This is a genomic window from Pedobacter frigidisoli (assembly GCF_032678525.1).
Taxonomy (GTDB): domain Bacteria; phylum Bacteroidota; class Bacteroidia; order Sphingobacteriales; family Sphingobacteriaceae; genus Pedobacter; species Pedobacter frigidisoli_A.
This window is the reverse complement of record NZ_JAVTSE010000001.1, coordinates 929353-954149: the sequence shown is the minus strand read 5'-3', so window position 1 is coordinate 954149 and position 24797 is coordinate 929353. Positions and strand designations below refer to the sequence as shown.

Genomic DNA, 24797 nt, shown 5'->3' with positions numbered 1-24797 from the left:
GAAAGCCACGATTTTATTACGCCCCTACTTAAAATCCGGGACAGGCAATAAATATCCTCCAAATAGAATGTAAGCCCATAATAATGTCCAGAAGATATTGAAAATCTGGGCAACTACAAAAGTCAATGCCGGTTTACCCCCCTGCAGCTTTACAAGTGATGAAAATTTAGCTTCCATCCCTATAGAAATAAAGGCAATCGCAAACCAGATGGTTCGAAGGCCATTCAGTGTGGGCGCCACACTTTTTGCTGTTTCTACTGACAGTAAGAAAGAAAATGCGAGCGATGCGACAATGAAACCCAGAACGAATTTTGGGAAACGCTCCCAAACTACCTTTAACCCGGGGCGCTCCACTTTGATAGATGCTGCAAGCGCTCCGTTGTCCTTCGGTTTTTTATAGGCCCACCAGATCGCAATAAAAAAAGCCGCAACACCAATAAACACATTTTGCGAGAATTTGGCAATCACACCGGCCTTTACCGCTACCGGACCAACCAGATCTCCGGCCGCAGTAACTGTAGCGGTGGTATCTAAAGTCCCCCCTAACCAGGCCCCTCCGATCACTTCCGGAATATGAAAGTATTTAACCGCCCAGGGCAGTATAACCATCATTGGAATGGCCATAATCAGCACCAGCGTAGTCACATAAGATAACTTACGCTTGTCGCCGTTAATTACACCGGCAGCTACGATAGCAGCAGAAACCCCGCAAATGGAAACTGCCGAAGCCAGAATGATCCCGAACTCATCGTCGACTTTCAGTTTCCGGCTTAGCCAAAGCGAAAAGAACCATACTGCACTGACCACAATTACGGCCTGGATTACGCCCGGTAGGCCCGCTTTGATCAAATCTGCAGAAAGAATAGTTGTTCCCAGGATTACCAATCCGGTTTTGATGTAAAACTCTGACCGCACGGCTTCTTTCAGCCACGCTGGTAAGGAAATCAGGTTACCCAGCACAATACCAATAAGCAGGGCAAAAACCACGTATTCCAAACCATAGTAGGCTACATTTTTGTTTCCTCCAATGATGAAGGAAACAGTGGCCAACAGGTAAATCAACAGAAAACCTGCAGAAAAGCGTAACACATTTCCTCCTGAAAGAAATATCGCAAAGCCCGCCAGCACCAGAAAAATGACACCTGTTTCCAATATAAGGAGCAAATTTGCCTGTGAAAGGATTTTTTCGAAAAGATCGGTCTGGCTACGCCATTTGTAGGCAGGCAAGCTGATAGTGGTTCCGTTTTGGGTTAAATAAAGTACTACCCCGATAATGATAAAGCCAAGAATAACCGCCCACCAGTCTTCGGTAATGGACTGAAAAAAGGTTTTCTTATCTGGTACAATCCCCGAATCTGTAAGTGCCGCTGATTGGTCTATAGCAGTGTTCTCTGTTGACATGTGATTTGTTTTTATCTGATTTTAATATTAAAAATATCTTTCAAGGCAGCTTTAGCTGCATGGTACCCGCACATTCCATGCACGCCCCCACCCGGAGGCGTTGAGGACGAGCAGAGGTACAATCCTTTTTTGGAAGTTTTATAGGGCGATAAGCGCAATGCCGGACGGGTAAAGAGCTGACCGATATCCAGTATCCCGCCGTTGATGTCGCCACCAACATAATTGGGGTTATACGTTTCGAGTTGATTGGTATTAAAGGTATGGCGCCCGATAATTCTGTCCCTAAATCCTGGTGCAAAACGTTCTACCTGTGCCTCAATTGCGTTTGTCATATCCTGCGTTGAACCATTGGGAACATGGCAATAAGCCCAGCCTGTTTGCTTGCCCTCCGGAGCCCGTGACGCATCAAAAAGACTTTGCTGTGCCAGTAGCACAAAAGGTTTTTCAGACTGCCTTCCCCGGCTGGTTTGCCATTCACCTTGGGCAATTTCCTCAAAAGTATTACCCAGGTGTAAAGTGCCGGCCTGCCGGCATGCTTCGGCGGTAAATGGTATAGGTCCATCCAGTGCCCAGTCAATTTTGAATACACCCATTCCATACCTGTAGCGCTCCAGCTGCCATTTGTAAATCGAAGAAAATTCGTGTCCGGCAATTTTTAACAACTGCTTGGGGGTGATATCAAATAACACAACATGTGAACCAGGCAACTGGGCGAGCGAAGAAATATATGTTCCGGTTTCAATTTTACCGCCAATCGACTTAAAATAACCTGCCAGCGAATTGGCGATAGCAACCGACCCACCCTTTGGAATGGGCCAGCCCTGTAAATGACCTGTAGTCATTAATACCAGACCAATGGCTGTAGTACTCAGATTGTTTAATGGCTGAATGGAATGTGCTGCCATCCCGCCAAAAAGCCCGCGGGCATGTTTACCTTTAAACCGCTTAACGAAATGGCTGGCGCTGGTCAGTCCCTTTAATCCAAAACCTGCCATCTCCAGCGGATGCTCCGGGAAATGCAGGGTTCCAAGGGCATCTTTATCAATCAGTGGCCAGGTTTGGCTGAGTGATTGCATCAGTCTGGTGTATTCTGCAGCATCTACCCCGAGATACTCAGCTGTGGCGGCTATTGACTGATCAAGTACGGCCACACTTCCGTCGTCGAACGGATGTGCTGCAGAACGCGGCGGATGGATATACTGCAAACCATGTTCAGCAAGGGGCAGTGTTTTAAAAAAAGGAGATGCCAGCGCCATCGGATGAATAGCTGAGCACACATCATGCGTAAAACCAGGCAGGGTGAGTTCCCTGGAGGCAAGCCCACCACCGATATCATCTTTACCCTCAATAATCAGTACCGACAAGCCTTGCTGCTGCATTAAAATTGCCGCCGCCAGGCCATTCGGTCCCGATCCCACCACTACCGCATCATAATCACGCTTTTCGAGTTTCATCTGCTTTATTTTAAAGATTCGGGCTTAAATAATACCGAACCGTCTTGTTTAATTTGCCAGGCCGTAACCGGATTCATATGATAGCCACCAATATTTGGTCCCCTGGCCTCAATTAACTGTTTCAAAGTGGGCTGAAGGTATCCTGTTTCATCGGTCACCCGGCTCAGTATTTCCGTAGCCTCACCATTCCAGTTCCAGTCGAACCGGAAATAAGTATGGGCCTTGCTCAAAACCGGTTCCTGGAGCACGGCTTTCTGCCAGCTTTCTCCCTTATCGGTGCTTACCTCCACCTGGTCTACCTTCCCCCTGCCGCTCCACGCAATCCCACGGATCTGCACGTAACCCCTGGCAACTCTTGCCGGGTACGACGGATAAGTGATGATGGAACGAGCATCCAGCTCAAAGCTAAACATTCTTATTTTATCCTTTACCGGATATGTATATTTTGAAGTTTCCTCTCTGGTCATGTATGGTTCCTCAGAAAGTTTGAGTCTGCGCAGCCACTTGATATTCATATTTCCTTCAAATCCGGGGAGTAACAAACGCATGGGATAACCTTGCTCCGGCCGGATGGCCTCTCCATTTTGCGCGTATACAATCATCGCATCATCCCATGCTTTTGCAAGCGGTATGGTTCGGGTCATCACTGCTGCATCCGAACCCTCAGCCAGAAACCACTTCGCCTGCGGATCGATCCCGACTTCATTAAACAGCACCGACAACATTACCCCGGTCCACTCACTCTGACTGGTAAGTCCAAGGATATCCTGAGGGGTCATTTCTTCTTTTCCCGTCCTGAAATTTCCGGCACACTCAATAAAACAGGTCCGGGTAACCGATGGGAATTTTTTCAAATCAGCCAGCGTAAATTTCATTGCCGTACCAACCAGGCCATGTATCAGCAACTCGTGTTTTGCCGGATCAATTGTCGGAACACCGGCATGGTGGCGTTCAAAATGCAAATCGGCGGGCGTAATGGTACTGTGCAAATCCTGCAATGGTGTGCGTGAAGATATATCTGAAGGCTTCTTAACCGGTTTTTCAAAAGGCGATCGTTTTCCAAGGGTACCTGGCCCGGGGCCGGGTACTTTGGTTGGATCATCGGCAAGCCCGGCCCTTCGCGCTTTCGAATCTTCGAATGCCAGCAAGTCGCCCACCGGCAATACTGCAGCAGCGAGCACCCCCCCAAGTAAAGTCCTTCTGCTGATCTTCCCTGTTTGCTGTTTTATCTTTTCCTTTCCTGCCATTTACCTGATCTCCTTTCCGCCGGTTCTATTATCCATCACAAACATTTTTCTGGCAGGCATTACAATTTTAGGGAGGTTGACGGCATCCATCACCACCGTTTGCCCGATAATTTTGTTGGCATGCAACAGGTAAGCACTTAAAGCGTAAACCTCATCATTGCTCAGTGAGCCTGGAAGATTGTAAGGCATGGCCCGCCGGATGTAGTCGAAAAGCGTTGTGGCATATGGCCAATAGTTGCCGATGGTTTTTACCCTGCCGCTACTTAGGGAATCACCTACCAGTGCTCCGCCCAACAGCTTGACTCCCGGAGTTTCCTTGCCCCCGGCGCCATGGCATAGTGCACATTTTTTAACGAAAATGAGCCGTCCTGTTTTCACATCCCCCCTCCCTGCCGGCAAGCCCTTGCCGTCTGGCCTCACGTCGATATCCCAGGCAGCGATTTCAGCTTTTCCTGCTGTGCGGCCGAAGCCAAACTTTAGCATCCGCTTCAAACTATCCGCTGGCGTAGCATAGCGGAACTGCGCAACTGAACTTTCGTTGACGGCACAACACATCGCCAGCGATACAAAACAGAACATGATCATTACTTTTCTCATCGCTTAGTATTTCCCTGCGTTTAAACTGCTTTTCGGCAGCACATATTTTCTTTCATAGCGGTTTAACACCACATAAATAGAATCGCTGTTTTCATTTTTTCCATAAAGGATTATGCTCGAACCATCTGTAGTCTGATATTTTAACACCATCCGGTTTCTTTTCAAATCCCGTGGCTTTTCTGCAAATTCCCTGTCGCGCCGGGTAGACCATGCCCATCGATCGATCATTTTATTCTCATCACCAATGTGCTTCCAGGCGCTCTGGCTGATCCAGTTTACAGAAGAACTATCCTTATTCCCTGAAGTATCTGCCGTTTTTACATTTCGGAGCGCCATCACATTCTTATCCTGCAGGTATAATACCTTATCCAGCGTGTCAGCATAATAGTGGAAAGCCCTTTGTCCACCTGCAACCCCGCTGATTTCAAAAGTTCGCTGAATATCACGCATCGGGCTCCCCCCACCGTTAGAGGGGTCGACTAGTACAGGGCGGTTGACCCTAAAAGTCAGGGTACTCCAGTTTTCAAAAGTGGCTTCCTGCCATCGCGTCGAGTCGAGCGGGTTGTAGGGAATATCCACGCCATTAATTTTGAATACGCTTACACGGTAGTTTCCACGAAGATTCCTGACGCCGGCAGTGGCAGGTTGTTTATATGGATCATATTTAAAATTGATGATCTCGGTGTAAGTCATTACCCCAAAAAAGATAACAAAGGTAAGTACCTTCAATCCAATTCTGGTGTACTTCAATAGTGGTTTCCTGAAATCCGGGTAAATCCTAAAGGGAACCGTATACCTTTCTAAAATCAGCAGGTTATAAAGTTTAGGAAAATCGTCGGCTGCGAGGAAAAGCCCGAGTACAACGAAATAAAATGCATATACATGCACGCCACCATCGTAAGCATAATTTACAAAAGTGATATCTCCGAGTGCTGCAATCAGCAGTATGGCACCAAAGGTGGTGGTTTTCCGGAAGAAAAGCAGTGCACCCGCCAGAATCTCCACAACGCCTCCAAAAACCTGATACCATGGAACTATACCTACCGAAAGCCAGTAAATTTTCTGGGCAGTGAAATCTCCGAAATTGGTATTTAAAAGTCCCAGTGAGGGAAAAGGCATCTGCGTTGGAAACAGCTTGGTAAAACCAAAACCAATGATGCCGATTCCTGCACGGTAGCGCACTACAACCCTGATCCAGTAATATAGTATAGGGTAGGATTTTGATCTCCGATCAAATGCCGACCAGATCAGGGCACCAATTAATCCAATAAGCAAAGCTATTGCCCAATCAATATAGTCAATTAGAAATCCTCTTTTCGGTGGCATGCCCGTAGCAGTCTGGTTAGCAGATTTCTCTTTTTTCAATTCTGCAGGCTCACCCTTCTGACCGGTTTTCTTTTTCTTAGCCTCATGATCATTTGCTCCTGGAGCATCCGTAATATCACGGTTTCGTTTACCACTGAATAAGGAAACGAAAGCCGGCTGAAAACGTGCAATATCATAAAGATCGCGGTAATGCGGCCGCGTCCAGTCTAACGTGAAAAGATTTTTATACCAGTTGGATGAAAATGGAATGCACATGGCCAGCATAAAAATGAAAAGCACCCCGAAGCCAAAACGTTTTGGCCCTGACCATGGTCCCGAAGGAGCCAGCTTCACCTGGGTTGCTGTGGCTGTATTTTGTTGTATATCCTCAGACATATTATTTTTTTTTTGCGTTGTGGTTAAAGTTTCAGGGTTTTTCTTCGCCCAAGTTTAACCGGATATTTTTTATGGAGCCTGACTAACGTTACCGCTATTGAATCTCCGATTTCGTTTTGTCCGGATAAAATAATGGTTGCCGTATCTGGCCTGCTGAAATTAAAGCGTAGCCTTTCCTGCAGGTAATGACTATTTTTATTTTCAAGCAAAAGTTGATTTTTGAGGGTATCCACGGTATAATCGTAATAGTGCCGTCCGCCAGAACCTGCCAGTTCGTAGTTCCGGCTTTTATCATCCGAAAGAATTTGCTCATAATTGGCAGAATCGGTGATTACAGTACGCGGGGAACGGATACTGATCGTTGCCCACCTTTCGAAAACGACATTCTGCCAGCGCGAAGTATTTGACGGATCATATGGAATGACTTTTCCATTCAGCTTAAACTCAGTTACATTGTAAATACCGGCCGCCCTGGCCAGTCCCGCTTTCCGGGGAAACTGATAAGGATCTCGACGCAGGCCAAAATAGGTTTTCAGACCGTAGAAGAACACAAAGAAAATCAGGACAAATGCCTTTGCCACCAGGCGCAATGACTTCATTGCAGGCCTGAACGCCGGTTGATATAAATTCGGTTGAGTAGGAAGCTCCAGAGAAATGAGGCGATAAATTCGTTGTGCATCGAACCACAACACAAAAACCGCAAAGCTGATGAGGTAAGAAGCGTAAACATATTCCCCACCACCATAGCCCAGATTGGAGATGAACACGTTACCGGTAAAAATCAAAATGATGATGGCCCCGATAGAAGCGGTTTTACGGAAAAGCAGGAGTAAGCCCGCTACAATTTCCACGCCTCCTAAAAAAGATTCGTAACCCGGAACAATCCCCAGGCTCATGGAAAAAATTTTCCATTCAGAGAAATCTCCATAGGCCGTGTTCAGATTGCTGATTGACGGAAAGGGTGCCTGCATTGGAAAGAATTTCAGGAAACCATAACCAATAATTCCGATAGCGAGCCTGTAGCGGACAATTGCCCTTAGCCAGTAATAAAGTTCATTATAGTTGTAGTTTTCTTTTTTCTGTTTCGACCATAAAAAAGCACCTGCAGCTGAAAATATGGCAAGGATGATCCAGTTTAAAAAACTATCTGCCCCCGGAATAAATTTCGCCGATAGCCGGCTGATGTTAAAAATATCTCCATAACGGATATGGAACCAGTTGAAACCAAAAACGATATGGAAAAAATCGACACTTAATGGAAGGGACTGAAGAATGAAGTAGATAAAAAAGAACCTGAAAAATCCCTTTTCAGTAACGGTCCATCCACTTTCGTTGCTTATACTATTGTTATTCATCGCCATTTTATCAAAAAAATATAAATGTCTGTTTATCGGTTTTTAGAGTTTGCCCGCAGCGGCAGTGGTTACCCGTTCCTCTTTAACCACCTGCCTTTTGGATAAATCATATTTTTGTCCGGCGCGCAGAAAAAAGAAGGGCCCGCTGGAAGCGGTAAAGTCCTCGCTTCCATTAACCACATGCTTGTTTTCGCTGCTGATGATGGTTTGATAATCATATATTGCGGCTACCGAACGTCCTAAAACCTGAAGGCTATCGCCTTGCACAAGCACCGCAGTGGCCTCATCAAGCCCGATCCCAATAAAGTCAGGTGCGCTTCGAATAAAATTCACCAGATCAAACTGGCGGTTACGAACGAGCAAATGCTGATCGATTGCCGAAGACTTAAGGAAGCCAAGTCCTTGTGTATGATCGCCCACCAAAAGCTGAGCACCCTTCGTGTCGCCACGCCACAGGAAAGAACCGAGAATAGATGCACCCGCCGAACTTCCGGCGATTACACCTCCCCTGTTCAACACATCAATAAATGCCTGATGGCTCAAGGTGTTGAGGTAAGAATCGGCAATCCGCCATTGCCTGCCCCCCTGGAAATAAACTGCTGTTGCTTTCTGGAGTGGTGCAATAAACTTTTCGCTGTTTGCCTCTTTCAGGTCATTGGTATGAAACAGGGTAACATTCCTGATCCCGGTCTGGCGCTTTACTTCCTCTACCCCTTTTTGATCGTATGCCGCAGAATCCCCGCCGGCAGTGGTCACCACCACTACAACCGCTTTTTCCTTTCCGCCGGCAAGCGCTGTAAATTTATCCCATATGTCGCGCTGACTGCCTACGTTACCTCCAATAATCAAAAGACATCCCTTTTCCGGACCATGCCGGGTAACGGATTGCTTCACCGTTATTGGAGAACGCTGCCCAAAAACAACTGGATTAATTGCCAGTACTGCGAATAGTAGTATAATTAATTTTTTCATGATTAATATCCGGGATTACGGTTCGAACCGGCAAGCTGCGGGTCAACCAGGGTTTCGTTATAAGGTATAGGGAACAGATACAGGTGTTTGTCGGGCAGGCCTAAAATCGTTTGTGCCCTGTCAGTCCGCACCAGATTAAACCAGCGGTCGGCTTCAAACGGAAACTCCACCTGGCGTTCTTTTTCAATGGCCAGCAGGATATCTGCCTGTGTAGCGGCCGTGCTGGCGGTAACAGCAGCCCTCGCCCTTACGGCATTCAAATCGCTGATGGCGCTGTTTGTACCTGTAAGGTTACCTTGATAGGCCCTGGCCTCTGCACGGATCAGGTAAAGTTCTGAAATGCGGATCACATAAGCCGGGTCGGTACCTAAAGGGGTACGGTAGTAAAGTTTTCCATACCATAAATTCCCAGGAGCGGCTGTTTGTGCAATCAACGCACTGCGATTGCCTCCTATGGCCGGGTTGTTCAATAAAGCAACCAATGCATCGTTAGGAGACCATTCTCTTCTGCCACCTAAAGCTGGTGGCAGCCACCAGTTGCTATGTCCGTTAGTATTGGAAGTGGTGTAGGCCAGCTCCAGAACCGATTCGCTCGTGGTAACGGCACTGTTGGCAAAAAAAGCACTATATGGCGTTACCAGGGCATAATTTGAATTATCGCCAATCACCGAAGTGGCAAATTGCTCTGCAAGTGCCCAATTTTTCTGGTACAGGTAAAATCTGGCTTTAAGTGCCTGAACGGTTTTTAAGCTTACCCGGTTTCTGTTTACCGCAACAGGAACAAGCCCTTCAGCTGCATTAAGGTCCTTCAATACTTGGGCATAAGTATCTGCGAGGCTACTGCGTGGAATATCTGAATTGTCTGTAGAAGAATTGGTGGGTTTTAGGATAAGTTGAACACCACCCCATCCTCTGGCCAGATCGAAATAGGCCAGGGCCCGCACAAAGTAAGCTTCACCCAGATACTGGTTTTTTAATGTGTTCGTTAACAAGGGATCGCCCACACCCGGAACTTTATCGATAATGTGATTGGCCTGTGATATCGTTTTATAAATCGCGGTCCATGCCGACTGCACATAGCCATTGGTGGCCGAAGTGAGGTGCTTGGTAATTTCATTAGGGTCAGATTGAGATCCGGACCACTGAATATCTCCTGCCGACAGATATGACAGTGCCGGGAAGTTGGAGCCGTAATAGCTGTTACTGGCCAGGAGGTTAAAAAGCCCGTTTGCCGCTGTTGATGCTGTGCCGGCATTGATAATGGCCTGCTCCTGGTCAACCTGTAATTGTGGCTGTGTTTCGAGGAATTTTTTGCAGGATGAAAGCAGCAGAACGGAAGCGAAGAGGTATATAATCTTTTTCATTTTGTAATTGCTTAGGAATTAAAAGGTGATATTTGCGCCCAACTGAAAAGTTCTCGGCATTGGAGGAGTGCCTAAATCGTAGCCCAGAACAGTGGCCGACGATGAAACATTGATCTCCGGATCCGGACCTTTATATTTTGTCCATAAAGCCAGGTTCGAGCCGCTGGCATAAACCCTTACCGCCGACATCCGGGCTTTTTTGATAAAAGCTTTGGGCAGGTTGTAGCCCAGTGTGATATTGCTTAAGCGGATGAAAGAACCATCATCGATATTTCTGCTGGTTGGACTTAACGTATAGTTCTGGCCATAGGCAGTAAGACGTGGCAGATCAGTTATGTCGCCAGGCTTCTGCCACCGGCTCAGCTGATAAATATCCATTGCCCTGTTGGCATCGCGGGTACCCCCACCTTCCAGAAAATAATTGTTGTTGTTATACACTTTATTTCCGTACACGAAATTGAAAAACACCGACAAATCGAATCCCTGATAGCTGAAGTTGTTGGTGATCCCGCCGCTAAACTTTGGCAACGCATTCCCTGCAGGCACCAGGTCGTTCGAATTGATCACGCCGTTTTTATCAGCATCTTCATAAACCGAATTACCGGTTTGCGGATCGACATAAAGCTGGTTATAAACAAAGAAAGTATACATCGACAAGCCTTGAACCATTCTCTGGGCAGCATAGGCAGCTACCACAGGTGTTGGCAGCTTTTCAATTTTATTAATGTTTCTGGAGATGTTGAAGTTGGTATTCCACTTTAGTTTACTGTCGATATTGGTGCTGCTGATGTTCAGCTCAAGCCCTTTGTTGCTCATTTCCCCGGCGTTCGTTAAGATTGAGGAGAAGCCTTTGCTGGATGCCAACGGAAGATTGAGCAAAAGATTACTGGTGTATTTTTCGTAAACATCTCCGCTAATGGTCAGGCGGTCTTTAAACAGGCTTAAATCAAGTCCAATATTCGTTTGACGCGTACTTTCCCATTTTAAGTCAGGATTAGCAAGCTGTGAAGGGGTAGTTCCGGGATTGTTAAGGTAGTTTGCACCGGCGCCCCAAAGGCCACGCGAAGCAAAATCATTAATGCCGTTCTGATTTCCCGTGATACCAATGCTTCCACGAAGTTTTAAGTCGCTAATAAAGGTTACATCTTTCAGGAAGTTTTCTCCTTTAACCCTCCAGGCCAAACCGCCCGATGGGAAATAGCCCCATTGATGGTTGGTACCGAAACGGGATGAGCCATCGCCACGAATACTAAACACCGCATAGTACTTGCCATTGTAGTTGTAGTTTAGCCGGGCAAAGAATGAAGAAAGCTTATATTTTGATTCCTGAGCGGAAGAGGTAGTAGTTGCGGCAGAAGCAATCTGCTGGAATGAATCGTTAGGGTAATTCGTTCCGGTGGCCAGTACCTGATTGGTTACCGAACCTTGCAGCGAGTTACCAATTAAAGCACCAACAGCATGCTTTCCAAACGTATGATTATAATTTAAAGTTTGCTCGTTTGTCCAGATGGTATTATTGCTTACACTGTTCGAACCCAGGTTTTTATTGGCAATGCCCAGGTTAGTGAGGCTGTTCCAGTACTGATATTCGTTATACTGGTTATAATCCACACTCCAGCTGGTTTTGAATGTCAGGTCTTTAAAAATCTTCACCTCGCCATATACATTGCTGATTAAGCGGTTACTGGTACTGTTCATATTGGTATTCGCCAGCAGAATGTCGAGGTTATCAAATCCTGCCCATTTTCCTGGTGTGCCGTCGGCATTTACCTCGGGCAGGTAAGTTGGTGTGTGCAGGGCCGACTGGAGAATACCGCCCTGAGGACCATCCCCTACCCGGGCATTGGTGCGGTAGGTTTGCGTAATGATATTGCTTGTACCAATGGTAATGCGGTCGCCGATTTTCTGATCCAGATTGATTTTAAAACTGCCACGGCGAAAGTCGTTCGTTTTGAGTGTTGCCTCCTGCTTATTGAGCCCCCCACCGATGTAATAAGTGGTTTTATCATTTCCACCTGATACCGATGCATCATAATTCTGCAGAAATCCGGTGCGGAAGGCTTTGCTTAAACGGTCGTATGTTTTTTGATCCTGAGGCAAGCCCCGGGGTGCTGGTGAAGCACCAGGGTTATCTGTCAATGCCCTGAAAGGCTGAAAGCGATAGGTGGTAACCGGTGCTGTACCGGTAGCGGCTGCCGCTGCAATGGCATCAGCATTCGAATTCCGGTAGAATTCATTGATCAGCTCTGCATGCTGAGGTCCTGTTACCAGCTCCCACAGCTTAGGATTTTTAGCGAAACCTACATAGGTATTCAGGCTTACTTTCGGTCCGGTGTTATATTTACCACGTTTGGTGGTAATCACAATTACGCCGTTTGCCGCCCGCGCACCATAAATTGCCGTGGCATCAGCATCTTTAAGTACCGTTACATTCTCAATGTCCTCCGGATTGATGTCGGATAGCGGATTATTGGCCTGTCCCTGGGTAGTAATGCGTTGAAGGGAACTGTTATTGACATAAACGCCGTCTATCACATAAAGCGGATCGTTACTGGCATTGATAGAAGTTGTTCCCCGGATTCGGATAAACATTCCGTCACCAGGAATACCGGTGGATGTACTTACTTGTAATCCGGGTGCCTTTCCCTGAAGCTGTTCCGCAAAAGTTGCGGTTGGTTTATTTCTCACTTCATCAACTGCGATGGTGGAGACAGAACCGGTTAATGATTTTCGGGTCTGCGTGCCATATCCAACCACCACCACGTCGTTTAACTGACTACTGGTTTCCCTAAGCATAATGGTTACCGGACTCTGGTTTACCACAATTTCTTTGGTTTGATAACCGATGTAGCTTAAAATTAAGGTATAGGGAAGCTTTTGTCCGGTAACAAACACAAACTTTCCATCTCCATCTGTGGATACTGAGTGCGTAACGCCTTTAATCCGTACCACCACAGCCGGAAGGGGTTGCCTGGTTAAAGAATCCTTAACAATCCCCTGGAGATTTGAATTGATAATTGGCGGCGGTTCTACCTGGGCAGATGCACTTGCGGTAATGAGCAGAAGAAGAAAAACAAGGCTCGACTGTATAAAATACTTTTTCTTATGGAGAAATATGTCCATATTTAACTGGGTTTTATGTTAATGATTCGGTTCATTGGCTGAAAACTGGAGGATATCAACGCGTGATTGGCGTTACAGAGTTGATATTCCTGAGCAACCGGCAAGGCTTCCTTGCCGGTTATTTTATGAGGTGTTTTAACACATATGTTTAAATTGAGATAGGACTGGTTGGAAAATATCTTGATTTGGAATTATGGCTACCTACAACAGGGAATCAATTTCGGGAAAGAGATAAGATGATTCAAGATCCTGTAATCAAATAACTTAAATGCTTTTAGCAGTGGTGGTAATGCTTTGTTCATGATGAAGCAAACATAGAAAATTAAATTTAATCTACCAAAACCATAGATTATATATTTATTTAATAAAATTTACCAGGACCCTTATCATAGAAATCCTTTATTCACGATGCCACATGTTTGCTCAGCAGATAACCGGCGAATAAACCTGAATAGATTCACCAAAACAATTTGCGGTTTTTTGTATTTATAGGGGTATGATAATGAAGAGATTCCCGAGTCCGGTTATAGCCGGACTATTTTTGATTGTACTTTCTGCGCTACTGTTCATGTTTGAAGGTTGTAAAAGAAGTCGTTCGGATATTGGTGCCCTGGTGGCAAAAGAAAGCGGAAATAAAGTTTTTAAAGAAATTGATGCGGAGGTTTTTGCAGAAAAGCTGAAAGCCGCTATCACAGCAGACAAAAGCTTACGCAATCCGGATTTCACCGCAGCGCTATATGCTGCCAAAGATTATGAACCGGTTTTAACCATGAAGTTCCTGGCTGACAGCAGCATCAAAAAAGCCGCACTCCGTATTGCCGGGGTATCGGCCCACGGCCTGCCCGTGGAAATGTTCAGACTGGAAAAACTAAATGGCTTCATTAGTAAAATCTACGATAAGGAATCAGTTAAAAATGTAGACGAAGCTTATGCTGCATTGGTGGGACTGGAAATCGCTGCAGCTTCAAGCCTTACGGATTATGCGAACGCCATGCAGTTTGGTATCATTTCTCCACGGCGCATTTATGCACAATATTATACCTCCACAAAAAGACCAGATTCAGTGAGCTTTACAAAAGTATTTGAAACCAAAGACCTGGACGCTTTTCTGGATAGCATACAACCAAAAGATAAAGCTTATTTATTGATGCAGGCTGCCTTAGCAGATAAGCAGACCGCTCCCGGTTTGTCGGCAGAAGAAACAGCGCGTATCCTCAAAGTAAACCTGGAACGCATGCGCTGGAAAAACAGACCCACGCAGGATAAATATGTATTTGTGAACATACCTGATTTTTCTCTTCAGGTGATCAACCAGAACCGTGTTGAGCTTGCGATGAAGGTTTGTGTAGGTGAAGGTCGTAATGATAACGCCGCTGTTGCCCTCACTGAATATGATGAAAATGACCTTAAAAAAGACAGGCCATTTAACCGGGAAACCCCACAGCTGAGCAGTGAAATCCACAGTGTTCAGGTAAACCCGGTTTGGAATATACCCGAAAGTATCGCTACAAATGAGATAAGCGTACAGGCTGCAAAAGACCGCTATTACCTCTCAAACAATAATATTGATGTGTTTTACAATGGAAAAAAAGTTGACGATCCGGAAACGATAGACTGGTCGGCTGCTGGAGTAGGAAAAACTTATACCTTCAAACAACGTCCGGGAGATGATAACTCCCTGGGTAAAATCAAGTTTCTTTTTGATAACCAGAGCAGTGTTTATCTGCACGATACTCCAGCGAAAGCCGCTTTTTCACTACCGGTTCGGGCGGTGAGCCACGGATGCGTGCGGGTTGAAAAACCACTCGAACTGGCGCAGGCATTATTTGGTAGTGGCAGCAAATTTGAAAAAATTAAAACAGAGATGGCTAGCAAAACACCAAAAGCAGAAAATCTCTCACTGGATAAAAAAGTACCTGTTTACCTGAGCTATCAAAACTGCTGGATGGATGCAGGAACAGGAAAGCTCAGGTTCGCAAGAGATATCTATGGCCTTGATGCGGTGCTTTTCACCTACCTCGGACGCCTTTAACAGGCTTAATCCACCATAGCTGAAGCATAAGTATAATCACTAACATGTTCAGGGAGGTTCGCATAAACTGCAGCCTCCTTTTCATTTAAATAGCTGGAGTGATATTGCTGATCAGATTTATTAATAAAAAGTACACTTCCCGATCCAAGTGTGTTAATGAGCTGATCAGAAAGCTCCGTTGACACTGCCGGGCAACCCTGACTACGACCCAGGCGGCCAAGCGCGGCAATGGTTCCTTCGCTCACATAGTCTGCACCGTGGATAACAATGGAGCGCAAACGTGCATTGTCGTTAAACCCCGGGTCCATACCTTCCAGCCGCAACGAGCGACCATGCTTACCTACATACTGTTCTCCGGTAAGGTAAAAACCAATACTGCTGCTAAATGAATCATTCTGATTGGAAAATTTTACAGCATTATCTTCCCCGCTGCGCTGCCCGTGGGCAACCCAGGTATTCAGCACAATACTATCTTTTTCCAGATCGATCACATATAAACGCTTTTTGGTGCTCAGCTGATCAAAGTCGGCAATAGTAAGCAATGAATTATGTGCAGCCTTCGCATCTTTACCCAGATTGTAATAACCCGTTAAGGCCCTTTCAAATACTGGAAACGCAAGTCCTGCCTGCTGAAGGCGTGCAGCATCGTACACATGCTTCGCGTAGCTTTCATATGCTTTTTCAAGCGGCATGGCTTTACTGTTAATTTTGTTTTCGTCTTTGCGACTGCTGCCTTTATAAGCAGTAAACAATAGTGAAGAAACTATAATAAATAAACCTGACAATCCTAAAACGTATTTTCTCATAAACGATTGATTTGATTAGGTAGGTTTTTTTCGATAGGCGATTAGTAATTTATTTGTTACAAATATACACAAAAGATATTTCCCTCACAAATCACGAGGCTAAAGATTGCATAAATGTGATGATTATGGGCCTGGATCCCTCATGTTTTAAATACTCATAGAAAGACTGAATAATGATCATACTCCGGGCAGACTTACCCACTGCTTACCCAGTGCTCACCCAGTGGTTACCCAGTGGTTACCCAGTCATGAACTGTATAAGGATTGGGTAAGATCTGTGTAATATTCTTATAAGTTTTGCATAAGTCACTCATTATGATTAACTTCAATAAAAAACAATATTATGGGAAAACTAAAAAATGGAATCCTAAATGGATTTTCGGGAAAAATCGGCCCGGTAGAGGGCTATCAAACTGGTGAGGAATACTACATCCGCGCAAAGCGCAGGCCGAGAACTAAGTTCACGCCGAAGGAATTGTTGAGCCAGGCTAAGTTCAAAATGGTTCGAACTTACCTTTCACCTTTCATTGACGTGCTGAGGGTTGGCTTCGCTGGTTATTATACCAAAACAGGTGGCTTCAGAGGTGCAATCTCTTACACGATGAAAGAAGTAATTCAACAAAATGCAGATGGTTTTTTCATTGACCCGCAGTTGATAAAGATCAGTGGCGGTACACTTGCACCAGCAGTCAATCCGCAAGTGGAAATCGGAGCTGGTAAAGAAGTGAGGATCAGCTGGGACCAATCGAACACAGGATGGCAACACAGAGGCGATCAGCTGATGGTTTTAGTGTATGATGCAGTTTCAGGAGTTGTAGATAAAAGAATTTTCGACGGTGCTTACCGGCAGGCGGGAGAATTTAAGATGACACCTAAGGTAAAGTTGCGCAATAAAGAGGTGGATATTTACATTGGTTTTATGGCTGCCGATCGGAGTGCTCAATCTGACAGCCAGTATTTGGGGCGCTTTACGCTTTGACCATTAAATGGTGTGATGAACAGACTTAGTCTATTCCTCCTATGATGCCAAGATCTGCCAGCTTGGCATCTGCCCTTTCTAATCTGGAAAAGGGTCTGTCTGTGTATTCCAGCATCATTTGTTCGGCCAGTTCTACCATTTTTGTTGAGCCTACGAAGATGGGTACACGCTGGTGTACTTCGGTTGGATGAATATCGAGAATACGTTCGAAACCTGTGGAGGCCTTCCCTCCTGCCTGTTCAATGATGAATGCCATTGGATTGCACTCGTAAAGTAATCTGAGTTTGCCTTCCGGTGACCGGGCTGTTGTTGGATAAATGTAAATTCCGCCGTTGATCAGACTTCTGTGGATATCGCCAACCATTGAGCCGATATAACGGGAAGTATAAGGACGGTTAGTTGCTTCATCTTCCACCTGGCAGTACTTGATGTATTTTTTAACGCCTTCAGGAAAGTGTACATAATTGCCCTCGTTGATTGAGTAGGTGGCGCCTGTTTCAGGTATGGTCATTTCCGGATGAGATAAACAGAATTCGCCTATGGAAGGATCGAGGGTAAAACCGTTAACGCCTTTGCCTGTGGTGTAAACCAGCATGGTTGAAGATCCATAGATGATGTAACCCGCTGCAACCTGTTCGGTGCCTTTCTGCAGCACATCGGAAATACTTGCCCTGCCTTCCAGTGATTTTCGCCTGTAGATAGAAAACACAGTGCCCACGGCCACATTAACATCTGTATTGGATGAACCGTCCATCGGATCGATACATACAATATATTTGGCGTTCTGTGAAACCGGCGATTCAATATGAATAATTTCTTCTTCTTCTTCTGAGGCGATAATGCAGCATTCTCCTCCACTGGTAAGAGCGGCAATGAATTGCTGATCGGCATAAACATCCAGTTTTTTCTGTTTTTCACCCTGAACATTGGTGGTTCCGATGTGGCCGAGTATGTCGACCAATCCTGCCTTATTAATCTCCCGGTTTACGATTTTGGCGGCAATCGCAATGTCGCGGAGAAGCCTGGAAAGTTCTCCCTTTGCATAAGGGAAATCTGCTTGTTTTTCTATGATAAATTGTCCTAGTGTTTTAACGCCACAAACCATACTTAGTGTAATTTTTACATTATCTACCCGATAACTCTATTACTTCTAAGGTATGAATATTTTCGTCAGTTATACAAAAACGGATCAACGTTCTTACTTTATGCCAGCCGTGTTTTCCGGCTGCGCCCGGGTTTATATGCAGGCATTTAATTTTCTCATCGTACATTACCTTGAGGATGTGGGAATGTCCGGCAATGAATAATTTTGGTGGCTTAGTGTATATTTCCGGCTTAACAAAACTAGAATAACGTCCCGGGTATCCGCCAATATGCGTCATCCACACATCTACAGCCTCACAGCTAAATCGATTTTGTTCTGGAAAGTCACTTCTGATGTCCGCAGTATCAATGTTTCCGAACACCCCACGCAGGGGCTTAAAGGCTGCCAGGGGTTCCGCAACATCTGGACCGAAATCACCTGCATGCCATATCTCATCCACAGCATCAAAATGCTTAAACACCGCTTCATCGAGGTATCCATGAGTATCTGATATTAATCCTATTTTTTTCATTTTTATATTGGAAGGTAGCGGATTTTGCTGAAAACTGCTCCGGATTTTTTGTTTAAATGCTCCGTTAATAAACGGCATATCTGAAGTTCGCCATTTTTATTTTTATCATTTCATTGTTATACTGCTCAGACAATATTGTACAATCTTGACATGGATTGCAGATTGATTTTCCGTTAATAAGCAAGAAAAAAATCCCTCAATACCTCCTGATAAGCCAGGGTGTGTTGTCTTGGTCCATCGTAAATAAAAAAGTCAGTTTCTACTAATTCACTGGCTTTTCTGCCAAAACAGATGATTTGCCTGAATGCCGGTTTCGTTTCATCGGAACGGAGGTTTATCCTACTGGTGAGAAATATGTCATAGTCAATCGCGATGGCGGCTACTTCAGCAGCCTGTTTCACCGGCAACACCAACCAGAATAAACCATCATCTGCCAGAAGGTTACTAATTTTATAAACCAGTGCGGCAAAGAAAAGCGAATCAGTATGCCGCGCAATTTCCTTACGCTTTTCCTCACTTTTCATATCATTTACGAAAAACGGAGGGTTGGAAACAATTAAGTCAAATTCTCCGGCATCGTCATAGGCTTCAATAGCTATGTGATTGCAATTCAGGCGCCCAGCAAAAGAGGAATTCATGAAGTTTTGCGCCGCGGTTTCGCTGGCCTGCTGATCGATTTCTACGGCTTCGACAAAGGCACCTGGGAAGCGTTGTGCCAGCATAAGTGCGATTACCCCGGTACCGGTTCCGATATCAAGTATCCTACGAGGCATGGCATGTGCGGCCATGGCGCCCAGAAGCACGCCGTCGGTATTGATTTTCATGGCGCAACCCGACTGATTAATCTCAAATTGTTTAAACTTAAAGCTGCTCATGTGCTGCTGACTTTAGAGGGGGTAAGTGAGATATGAGACGTGGGCTATTTGAAACTGACGACCGGATTTGACTAAGCTTCATATAACTCTAAAGGTAATCCATCCGGATCGGCGAAAAAAGTAAATCTTTTACCAGTAAACTCATCTACCCGGATGGCTTCAGTAATAATACCATGACCATTCAATCTTGAGATTTCTTCTTCAATGTCGGCCACTTCGAAGGCTAAATGGCGCAATCCCTGTGCCTCAGGCCGCGAAGGGCGTGCCGGCGGGTTTTCGAAGGAAAAAAGCTCAATCTGATAAATGCCATTTACTGCAAGATCTAACTTCCAGGATTTCCGCTCTGCCCGGTAAGCCTCAGAAACGACTGTAAAGCCTAATTTATTGACATAAAAATCTTTCGATATTTCATAGCTGGAACAGATGATGGCAAGGTGATGAATTCGAAGGAACATAGTTTTATCGGGTTTTGAATAAATGAAGGATCGAATCGATTAAGGATTGAATGAATGTGTGAATGATTGAATGAGTGAATTATGAAGCAAAGTTGCAGAAAAAAGCCTAAATTTGCGCTTTCAAAAAAAAAGCATGATTCATTTCTTCCTTAGTCAATCGCAGGCGGTTTTTGTAGTTCAAACAGACAAAACGCTTTCTCCAGATGATATTACTAAACTTGAATGGTTATTTGGCGGTGCCAAAATCTCGCAGGAAACAGCTTTAAGTGGCTTTTTCGTTGGACCAAGAGCGGCCATGATTACACCATGGAGTACCAATGCCGTGGAGATTACACAAAACATGGACATGCAGGGGCTGATCAGAATTGAAGAATTTAAAGCAGTAGCCGAAGATTTTTCTGATTACGACCCAATGCTTTCACAAAAATATGACAAACTTGATCAGAAAGTGTTCAGCATCAATATAAAACCTGAACCCATTCTTGAAATCAGCGATATTGCAGCATTTAATCAACAGGAAGGTTTATCATTAAGCGATGAAGAAGTTGAATATCTGGATTCACTTGCAAAACGATTAGAAAGACCTTTAACCGATTCGGAAGTTTTTGGCTTTTCGCAGGTAAACTCTGAGCATTGCCGCCATAAAATTTTTAACGGCAAATTTGTGATTGATGGCGTTGAACAACCTACATCGTTGTTTAAACTGATCCGCAAAACATCTGAAGAAAACCCCAATGATATTGTATCGGCCTATAAAGACAATGTAGCTTTTATCAAAGGCCCGAAAGTGGAGCAATTTGCACCGAAGCGTGCTGATGTTCCGGAATACTATGCCATAAGTGAATTTGATTCGGTCATTTCCATCAAAGCAGAAACCCATAACTTCCCGACTACTGTTGAGCCTTTTAATGGGGCAGCAACTGGTTCAGGCGGTGAAATCAGGGACCGTTTAGCGGGCGGACAAGGTTCTTTGCCATTGGCAGGAACTGCAGTTTACATGACTGCCCTTTCCCGTCTGGAAGACAATCGTGAGTGGGAAAAAGGCGTTGAAGAACGCGAGTGGTTATATCAGACACCAATGGATATCCTGATCAAAGCATCTAACGGCGCAACGGATTTTGGAAATAAATTCGGTCAGCCTTTAATTACCGGCTCGGTGTTAACATTTGAGCATGAAGAGCAATCGCGTAAGTTAGGCTACGATAAAGTAATTATGCTTGCCGGCGGTATCGGTTACGGTAAAGCGAGTCAGGCACAAAAACAAAAACCACAGGAAGGCGATAATATCGTTATCCTGGGCGGAGAAAACTATAGAATCGGAATGGGTGGAGCAGCAGTTTCATCCGCAGATACGGGTCAGCATGGTTCGGGTATTGAATTAAATGCGATTCAGCGTTCTAATCCGGAAATGCAGAAACGCGCGGCAAATGCTGTTCGTGGGATGGTGGAAAGCGAAGAAAACTTTATTGTTTCCATCCACGATCACGGTGCGGGTGGTCACCTGAACTGTTTATCGGAGCTGGTAGAAGAAACCGGTGGATTAATCAATCTGGATAAACTTCCGGTAGGCGACCCTACCCTTTCGGCAAAAGAAATTATCGGAAACGAATCTCAGGAAAGGATGGGATTGGTGATCGGAAATGAACATATCGAAACCTTACAAAAAATTGCAGACCGCGAGCGTTCACCAATGTATACGGTTGGTAAGGTAACCGGTGATCATCGTTTTACTTTCAAATCGGAAACAACTGGCGTTAAACCAATGGATTTAGAGCTGAAAGACATGTTCGGCAGTTCTCCGAAAATTGTGATGGAAGACCATACAGTTGACCGAGGTTATGAAGCGGTTGCTTATGATTCAGCACAATTGAATACCTATTTAGAGCAGGTATTGCAATTGGAAGCGGTGGCATCTAAAGACTGGTTAACCAACAAGGTTGACCGTTGCGTAGGTGGCCGGGTTGCAAAGCAACAAACTGCAGGTCCTTTACAGTTGCCTTTGAACAACTGTGGTGTAATGGCTTTAGATTTTCAGGGTAAAGAAGGTATTGCCACTTCAGTAGGTCATTCGCCGCTTTCGGCTTTAATTGATCCTGCTGCCGGTAGTCGTAATGCCATTGCTGAATCATTATCTAATATTGTATGGGCACCGTTAAAAGACGGCTTGAAAAGTGTTTCGCTTTCAGCCAACTGGATGTGGGCCTGTAAAAACGAAGGCGAAGATGCCCGTTTATATGCAGCGGTTAAAGCCTGCTCGGATTTCGCCATTGACTTGGGAATCAACATCCCAACGGGAAAAGATTCACTGTCGATGAAACAGAAGTATAAAGATGGCGATGTCATTGCGCCGGGAACCGTAATTATTTCTGCTGCCGGTAACTGTAACGATATTACAAAAGTGGTGGAGCCGGTATTACAAAAAGACGGTGGTTCCATTTATTATATCAACCTATCTCATGATACTTATAAATTAGGAGGATCATCATTTGCCCAGATTTTAAATAAAATCGGTACTGAGACTCCTGATGTTAAAGATGCTGCCAAATTATCTAAAGCATTCAATGCCATACAGCAATTAATTAAGGATGGAAAAATTGATGCAGGACATGATGTTGGTAGCGGTGGTTTGATTACTACCCTGTTGGAAATGTGTTTTGCAGACCGTGATTTAGGTGCAGCCATTGATTTAACATCCTTGGCAGAGCAGGATATCATTAAATTATTATTCGCGGAGAACATTGCAATTGTTTTCCAGGCTGATGATGCTATAGCGGATGCATTAAGCCAGGCTGGTGTCGACTTCCATAAAATCGGTACAGTTACGAGTGAAGCTAAGCTGAGTGTTAAAAGTGGAACGACCGACCTGAGTTTTGACATTGATCACCTGCGTGATATCTGGTTTAAAACTTCTTACTTGTTAGACAGCAGACAAACTGGAAATGGTTTGGCTAAAGAACGTTACGACAACTATAAAAATCAGGTTTTAAAATATAATTTCCCTAATCAGTTTGATGGAAAGAAACCGGTTATAGATGCTTCAAAACCAAGACCTAAAGCGGCGATTATCCGTGAAAAAGGAAGTAACTCTGAACGTGAATTGGCGAATGCCATGTACCTAGCTGGTTTTGATGTAAAAGATGTACACATGACCGATTTAATTACCGGCAGGGAAACACTTGAAGATATCCAGTTTATCGGAGCAGTCGGCGGTTTTTCTAACTCTGACGTATTGGGATCGGCAAAGGGATGGGCCGGTGCCTTCCTTTATAATGATAAAGCCAGGGTTGCACTGGAGAAATTCTTTGCACGCGAAGATACTCTATCAGTAGGTATCTGTAATGGCTGCCAGTTATTTGTTGAGCTTGGCCTGATTAACAAAAACCATGACGCTAAACCGAAGATGTTACACAACAAGAGTGGTAAGCACGAAAGTATATTTACCTCGTTAACCTTACAGGAAAACAATTCGGTGATGTTGTCGACTTTAGCTGGTAGCACACTGGGTGTTTGGGTATCACATGGTGAAGGAAGATTTTCTTTACCTTATGCCGAAGACCAGTATAAGATTGTAGCTAAATACGGTTACGAAGGTTATCCTGCCAGTCCGAATGGTTCTGATTACAACACTGCTATGATGTGTGATGAAAGCGGTCGTCACCTGGTGATGATGCCACACATTGAGCGTTCATTATTCCAGTGGCACTGGGCAAACTATCCGGCAGGCCGTAAAGATGAGGTTTCGCCATGGATGGAAGCTTTTGTGAATGCGAGGAAATGGATTGAAAAGAAATAAAATGTAGTTTTCGTCATTGCGAGGCACAAAGCAATCTATAGAATCATCTAATCTGATCCTTCGAAAAAGACTGCTTCGTGCCTCGCAATGACGATTATTTTTATTGATTACATCATCTGAAAGTTAATCGCCATATTATACCTTACGCGTACAGCGGTTCCTTTATTTCTACCTGGTTTCCAGAGTGGTGATTTCTTAATTACTTTCATGGCTTCTTCATCACAGCCGAAACCGATTCCCCTGATTACGGATACATCAGTAATTGAACCATCCCGTTCCACTACGAAGCTTACGAATACTTTTCCCTGAATATTTTCTTCCTGGGCACGTGACGGGTAACGTAAATTGCGTTCCATGTATTTCGACCATGCTTTTGCACCGCCCGCAAATTCAGGATACTCATCAACGCCTTCCAACCCTACAGGTTCGTTTGATCCCGTGCCTTCTCCATCTTTTGCCGTTCCGTTTCCATCGCCGGTTCCTGTGCTTGTGGTTACTACAGCCGCAGGGCTGATGATACCCTCCTGAGTTTTATCACTGATTACCGCATTTTCGATTTCTGTTACAGTTGGAGGATCAGGTAAATCAACCTTATTTACCACGACAATATTCTGAGAAAGTGCAACAGTTTTTACTTTCACAGGCTCAGCTTTTGCAGGTTCAGCTTTCTTTTCAGGTTCTGTTTTAGGCTTCATCTGATGGATCACATTATCCAGTGTTACCAGTTTCGCCTTATCCTCTACTATAATCTCTTTAGGAACCAGTTTGCTGTAGATGAGCGGACTGCAGAAGAGCAGCAGGAAAAGTGCTGAAGCAATAAAAAGTGCTCTTGTTGTGATCGCAGAAGATTTGGATCTTAACTCATAAGCACCATAGTTTTTGTTGCGGTTAGCAAATACAAGATCGAGCCACTCGGTTTTGTACAGATTGAATGAAGAGTTGAACATAGTTTTAGTTTTTTATACCATGATGCAACAAAATCGGCGATTCCATAAAACGATTAAAAAATGCATTTTCTTTACAAAAA

General features: G+C 44.8%; 18 protein-coding genes. 3 read left to right on the top strand and 15 right to left on the bottom strand.

Annotated elements, in window-relative coordinates:
• Positions 1–24: 24 nt before the first annotated feature.
• The 9 genes from R2Q80_RS04005 to R2Q80_RS03965 are packed head-to-tail and all read right to left on the bottom strand — an operon-like array spanning position 25 to position 13214.
• Entirely contained in the window at positions 25–1401 is a 1377-nt protein-coding gene (locus R2Q80_RS04005) for a YeiH family protein (RefSeq protein ID WP_316798347.1), read from the bottom strand.
• An 11-nt stretch (positions 1402–1412) separates the two neighbouring features.
• The gene (locus tag R2Q80_RS04000; RefSeq protein WP_316798346.1) at positions 1413–2855 is read right to left on the bottom strand and encodes an NAD(P)/FAD-dependent oxidoreductase; all 1443 of its coding nucleotides are present in this window, start codon (positions 2853–2855) and stop codon (positions 1413–1415) included.
• Between the two features lie 5 nt (positions 2856–2860).
• The gene (gene soxC / locus R2Q80_RS03995) at positions 2861–4102 is read right to left on the bottom strand and encodes a sulfite dehydrogenase (protein ID WP_316798345.1); all 1242 of its coding nucleotides are present in this window, start codon (positions 4100–4102) and stop codon (positions 2861–2863) included.
• Positions 4103–4699, bottom strand: coding sequence for a cytochrome c (locus R2Q80_RS03990; RefSeq protein WP_316798344.1), 597 nt, complete (start codon positions 4697–4699; stop codon positions 4103–4105).
• 3 nt (positions 4700–4702) lie between these two features.
• Positions 4703–6400, bottom strand: coding sequence for a hypothetical protein (locus R2Q80_RS03985; RefSeq protein ID WP_316798343.1), 1698 nt, complete (start codon positions 6398–6400; stop codon positions 4703–4705).
• Between the two features lie 23 nt (positions 6401–6423).
• A complete protein-coding gene (locus tag R2Q80_RS03980; protein WP_316798342.1) occupies positions 6424–7755 on the bottom strand; it encodes a DoxX family protein in 1332 nt (443 codons plus the stop codon).
• A gap of 42 nt (positions 7756–7797) precedes the next feature.
• Complete coding sequence (locus tag R2Q80_RS03975) at positions 7798–8727, bottom strand: cyanophycinase (RefSeq protein WP_316798341.1); 930 nt, start codon at positions 8725–8727, stop codon at positions 7798–7800.
• Positions 8728–8729: 2 nt separating this feature from the next.
• Positions 8730–10091: a RagB/SusD family nutrient uptake outer membrane protein gene (locus R2Q80_RS03970; RefSeq protein ID WP_316798340.1), complete on the bottom strand. Its 1362-nt coding sequence runs from the start codon at positions 10089–10091 to the stop codon at positions 8730–8732.
• Between the two features lie 18 nt (positions 10092–10109).
• The gene (locus R2Q80_RS03965) at positions 10110–13214 is read right to left on the bottom strand and encodes a TonB-dependent receptor (protein WP_316798339.1); all 3105 of its coding nucleotides are present in this window, start codon (positions 13212–13214) and stop codon (positions 10110–10112) included.
• Between the two features lie 502 nt (positions 13215–13716).
• Here R2Q80_RS03965 and R2Q80_RS03960 point away from each other — a divergent pair.
• On the top strand, positions 13717–15246 hold the full coding sequence (locus R2Q80_RS03960; RefSeq protein WP_316798338.1) for a L,D-transpeptidase family protein: 1530 nt from the start codon (positions 13717–13719) through the stop codon (positions 15244–15246).
• Positions 15247–15251: 5 nt separating this feature from the next.
• Here the strand turns inward: R2Q80_RS03960 and R2Q80_RS03955 are convergent, their stop codons facing one another.
• The gene (locus tag R2Q80_RS03955; RefSeq protein WP_316798337.1) at positions 15252–16052 is read right to left on the bottom strand and encodes a murein L,D-transpeptidase catalytic domain family protein; all 801 of its coding nucleotides are present in this window, start codon (positions 16050–16052) and stop codon (positions 15252–15254) included.
• A gap of 343 nt (positions 16053–16395) precedes the next feature.
• Here R2Q80_RS03955 and R2Q80_RS03950 point away from each other — a divergent pair, with 343 nt between their 5' ends.
• Positions 16396–17031 (top strand): DUF6266 family protein, encoded by a 636-nt coding sequence (locus tag R2Q80_RS03950; RefSeq protein ID WP_316798336.1) that lies wholly within the window; start codon positions 16396–16398, stop codon positions 17029–17031.
• A 25-nt stretch (positions 17032–17056) separates the two neighbouring features.
• Here the strand turns inward: R2Q80_RS03950 and fbp are convergent, their stop codons facing one another.
• From fbp to R2Q80_RS03930, 4 genes are all read right to left on the bottom strand, one after another.
• Entirely contained in the window at positions 17057–18136 is a 1080-nt protein-coding gene (fbp, locus tag R2Q80_RS03945) for a class 1 fructose-bisphosphatase (protein WP_316798335.1), read from the bottom strand.
• Between the two features lie 19 nt (positions 18137–18155).
• Positions 18156–18647 (bottom strand): metallophosphoesterase family protein, encoded by a 492-nt coding sequence (locus tag R2Q80_RS03940; protein WP_316798334.1) that lies wholly within the window; start codon positions 18645–18647, stop codon positions 18156–18158.
• Positions 18648–18820: 173 nt separating this feature from the next.
• The gene (locus R2Q80_RS03935; RefSeq protein ID WP_316798333.1) at positions 18821–19522 is read right to left on the bottom strand and encodes a tRNA1(Val) (adenine(37)-N6)-methyltransferase; all 702 of its coding nucleotides are present in this window, start codon (positions 19520–19522) and stop codon (positions 18821–18823) included.
• Positions 19523–19593: 71 nt separating this feature from the next.
• Complete coding sequence (locus R2Q80_RS03930) at positions 19594–19977, bottom strand: VOC family protein (RefSeq protein ID WP_316798332.1); 384 nt, start codon at positions 19975–19977, stop codon at positions 19594–19596.
• 133 nt (positions 19978–20110) lie between these two features.
• On the opposite strand from R2Q80_RS03930, the gene purL reads away from it, so the two are divergent.
• On the top strand, positions 20111–23770 hold the full coding sequence (gene purL / locus R2Q80_RS03925; protein ID WP_316798331.1) for a phosphoribosylformylglycinamidine synthase: 3660 nt from the start codon (positions 20111–20113) through the stop codon (positions 23768–23770).
• A gap of 107 nt (positions 23771–23877) precedes the next feature.
• On the opposite strand, the gene R2Q80_RS03920 is transcribed toward purL, so the two are convergent.
• The gene (locus R2Q80_RS03920) at positions 23878–24717 is read right to left on the bottom strand and encodes a TonB family protein (protein WP_316798330.1); all 840 of its coding nucleotides are present in this window, start codon (positions 24715–24717) and stop codon (positions 23878–23880) included.
• Positions 24718–24797 lie beyond the last annotated feature (80 nt).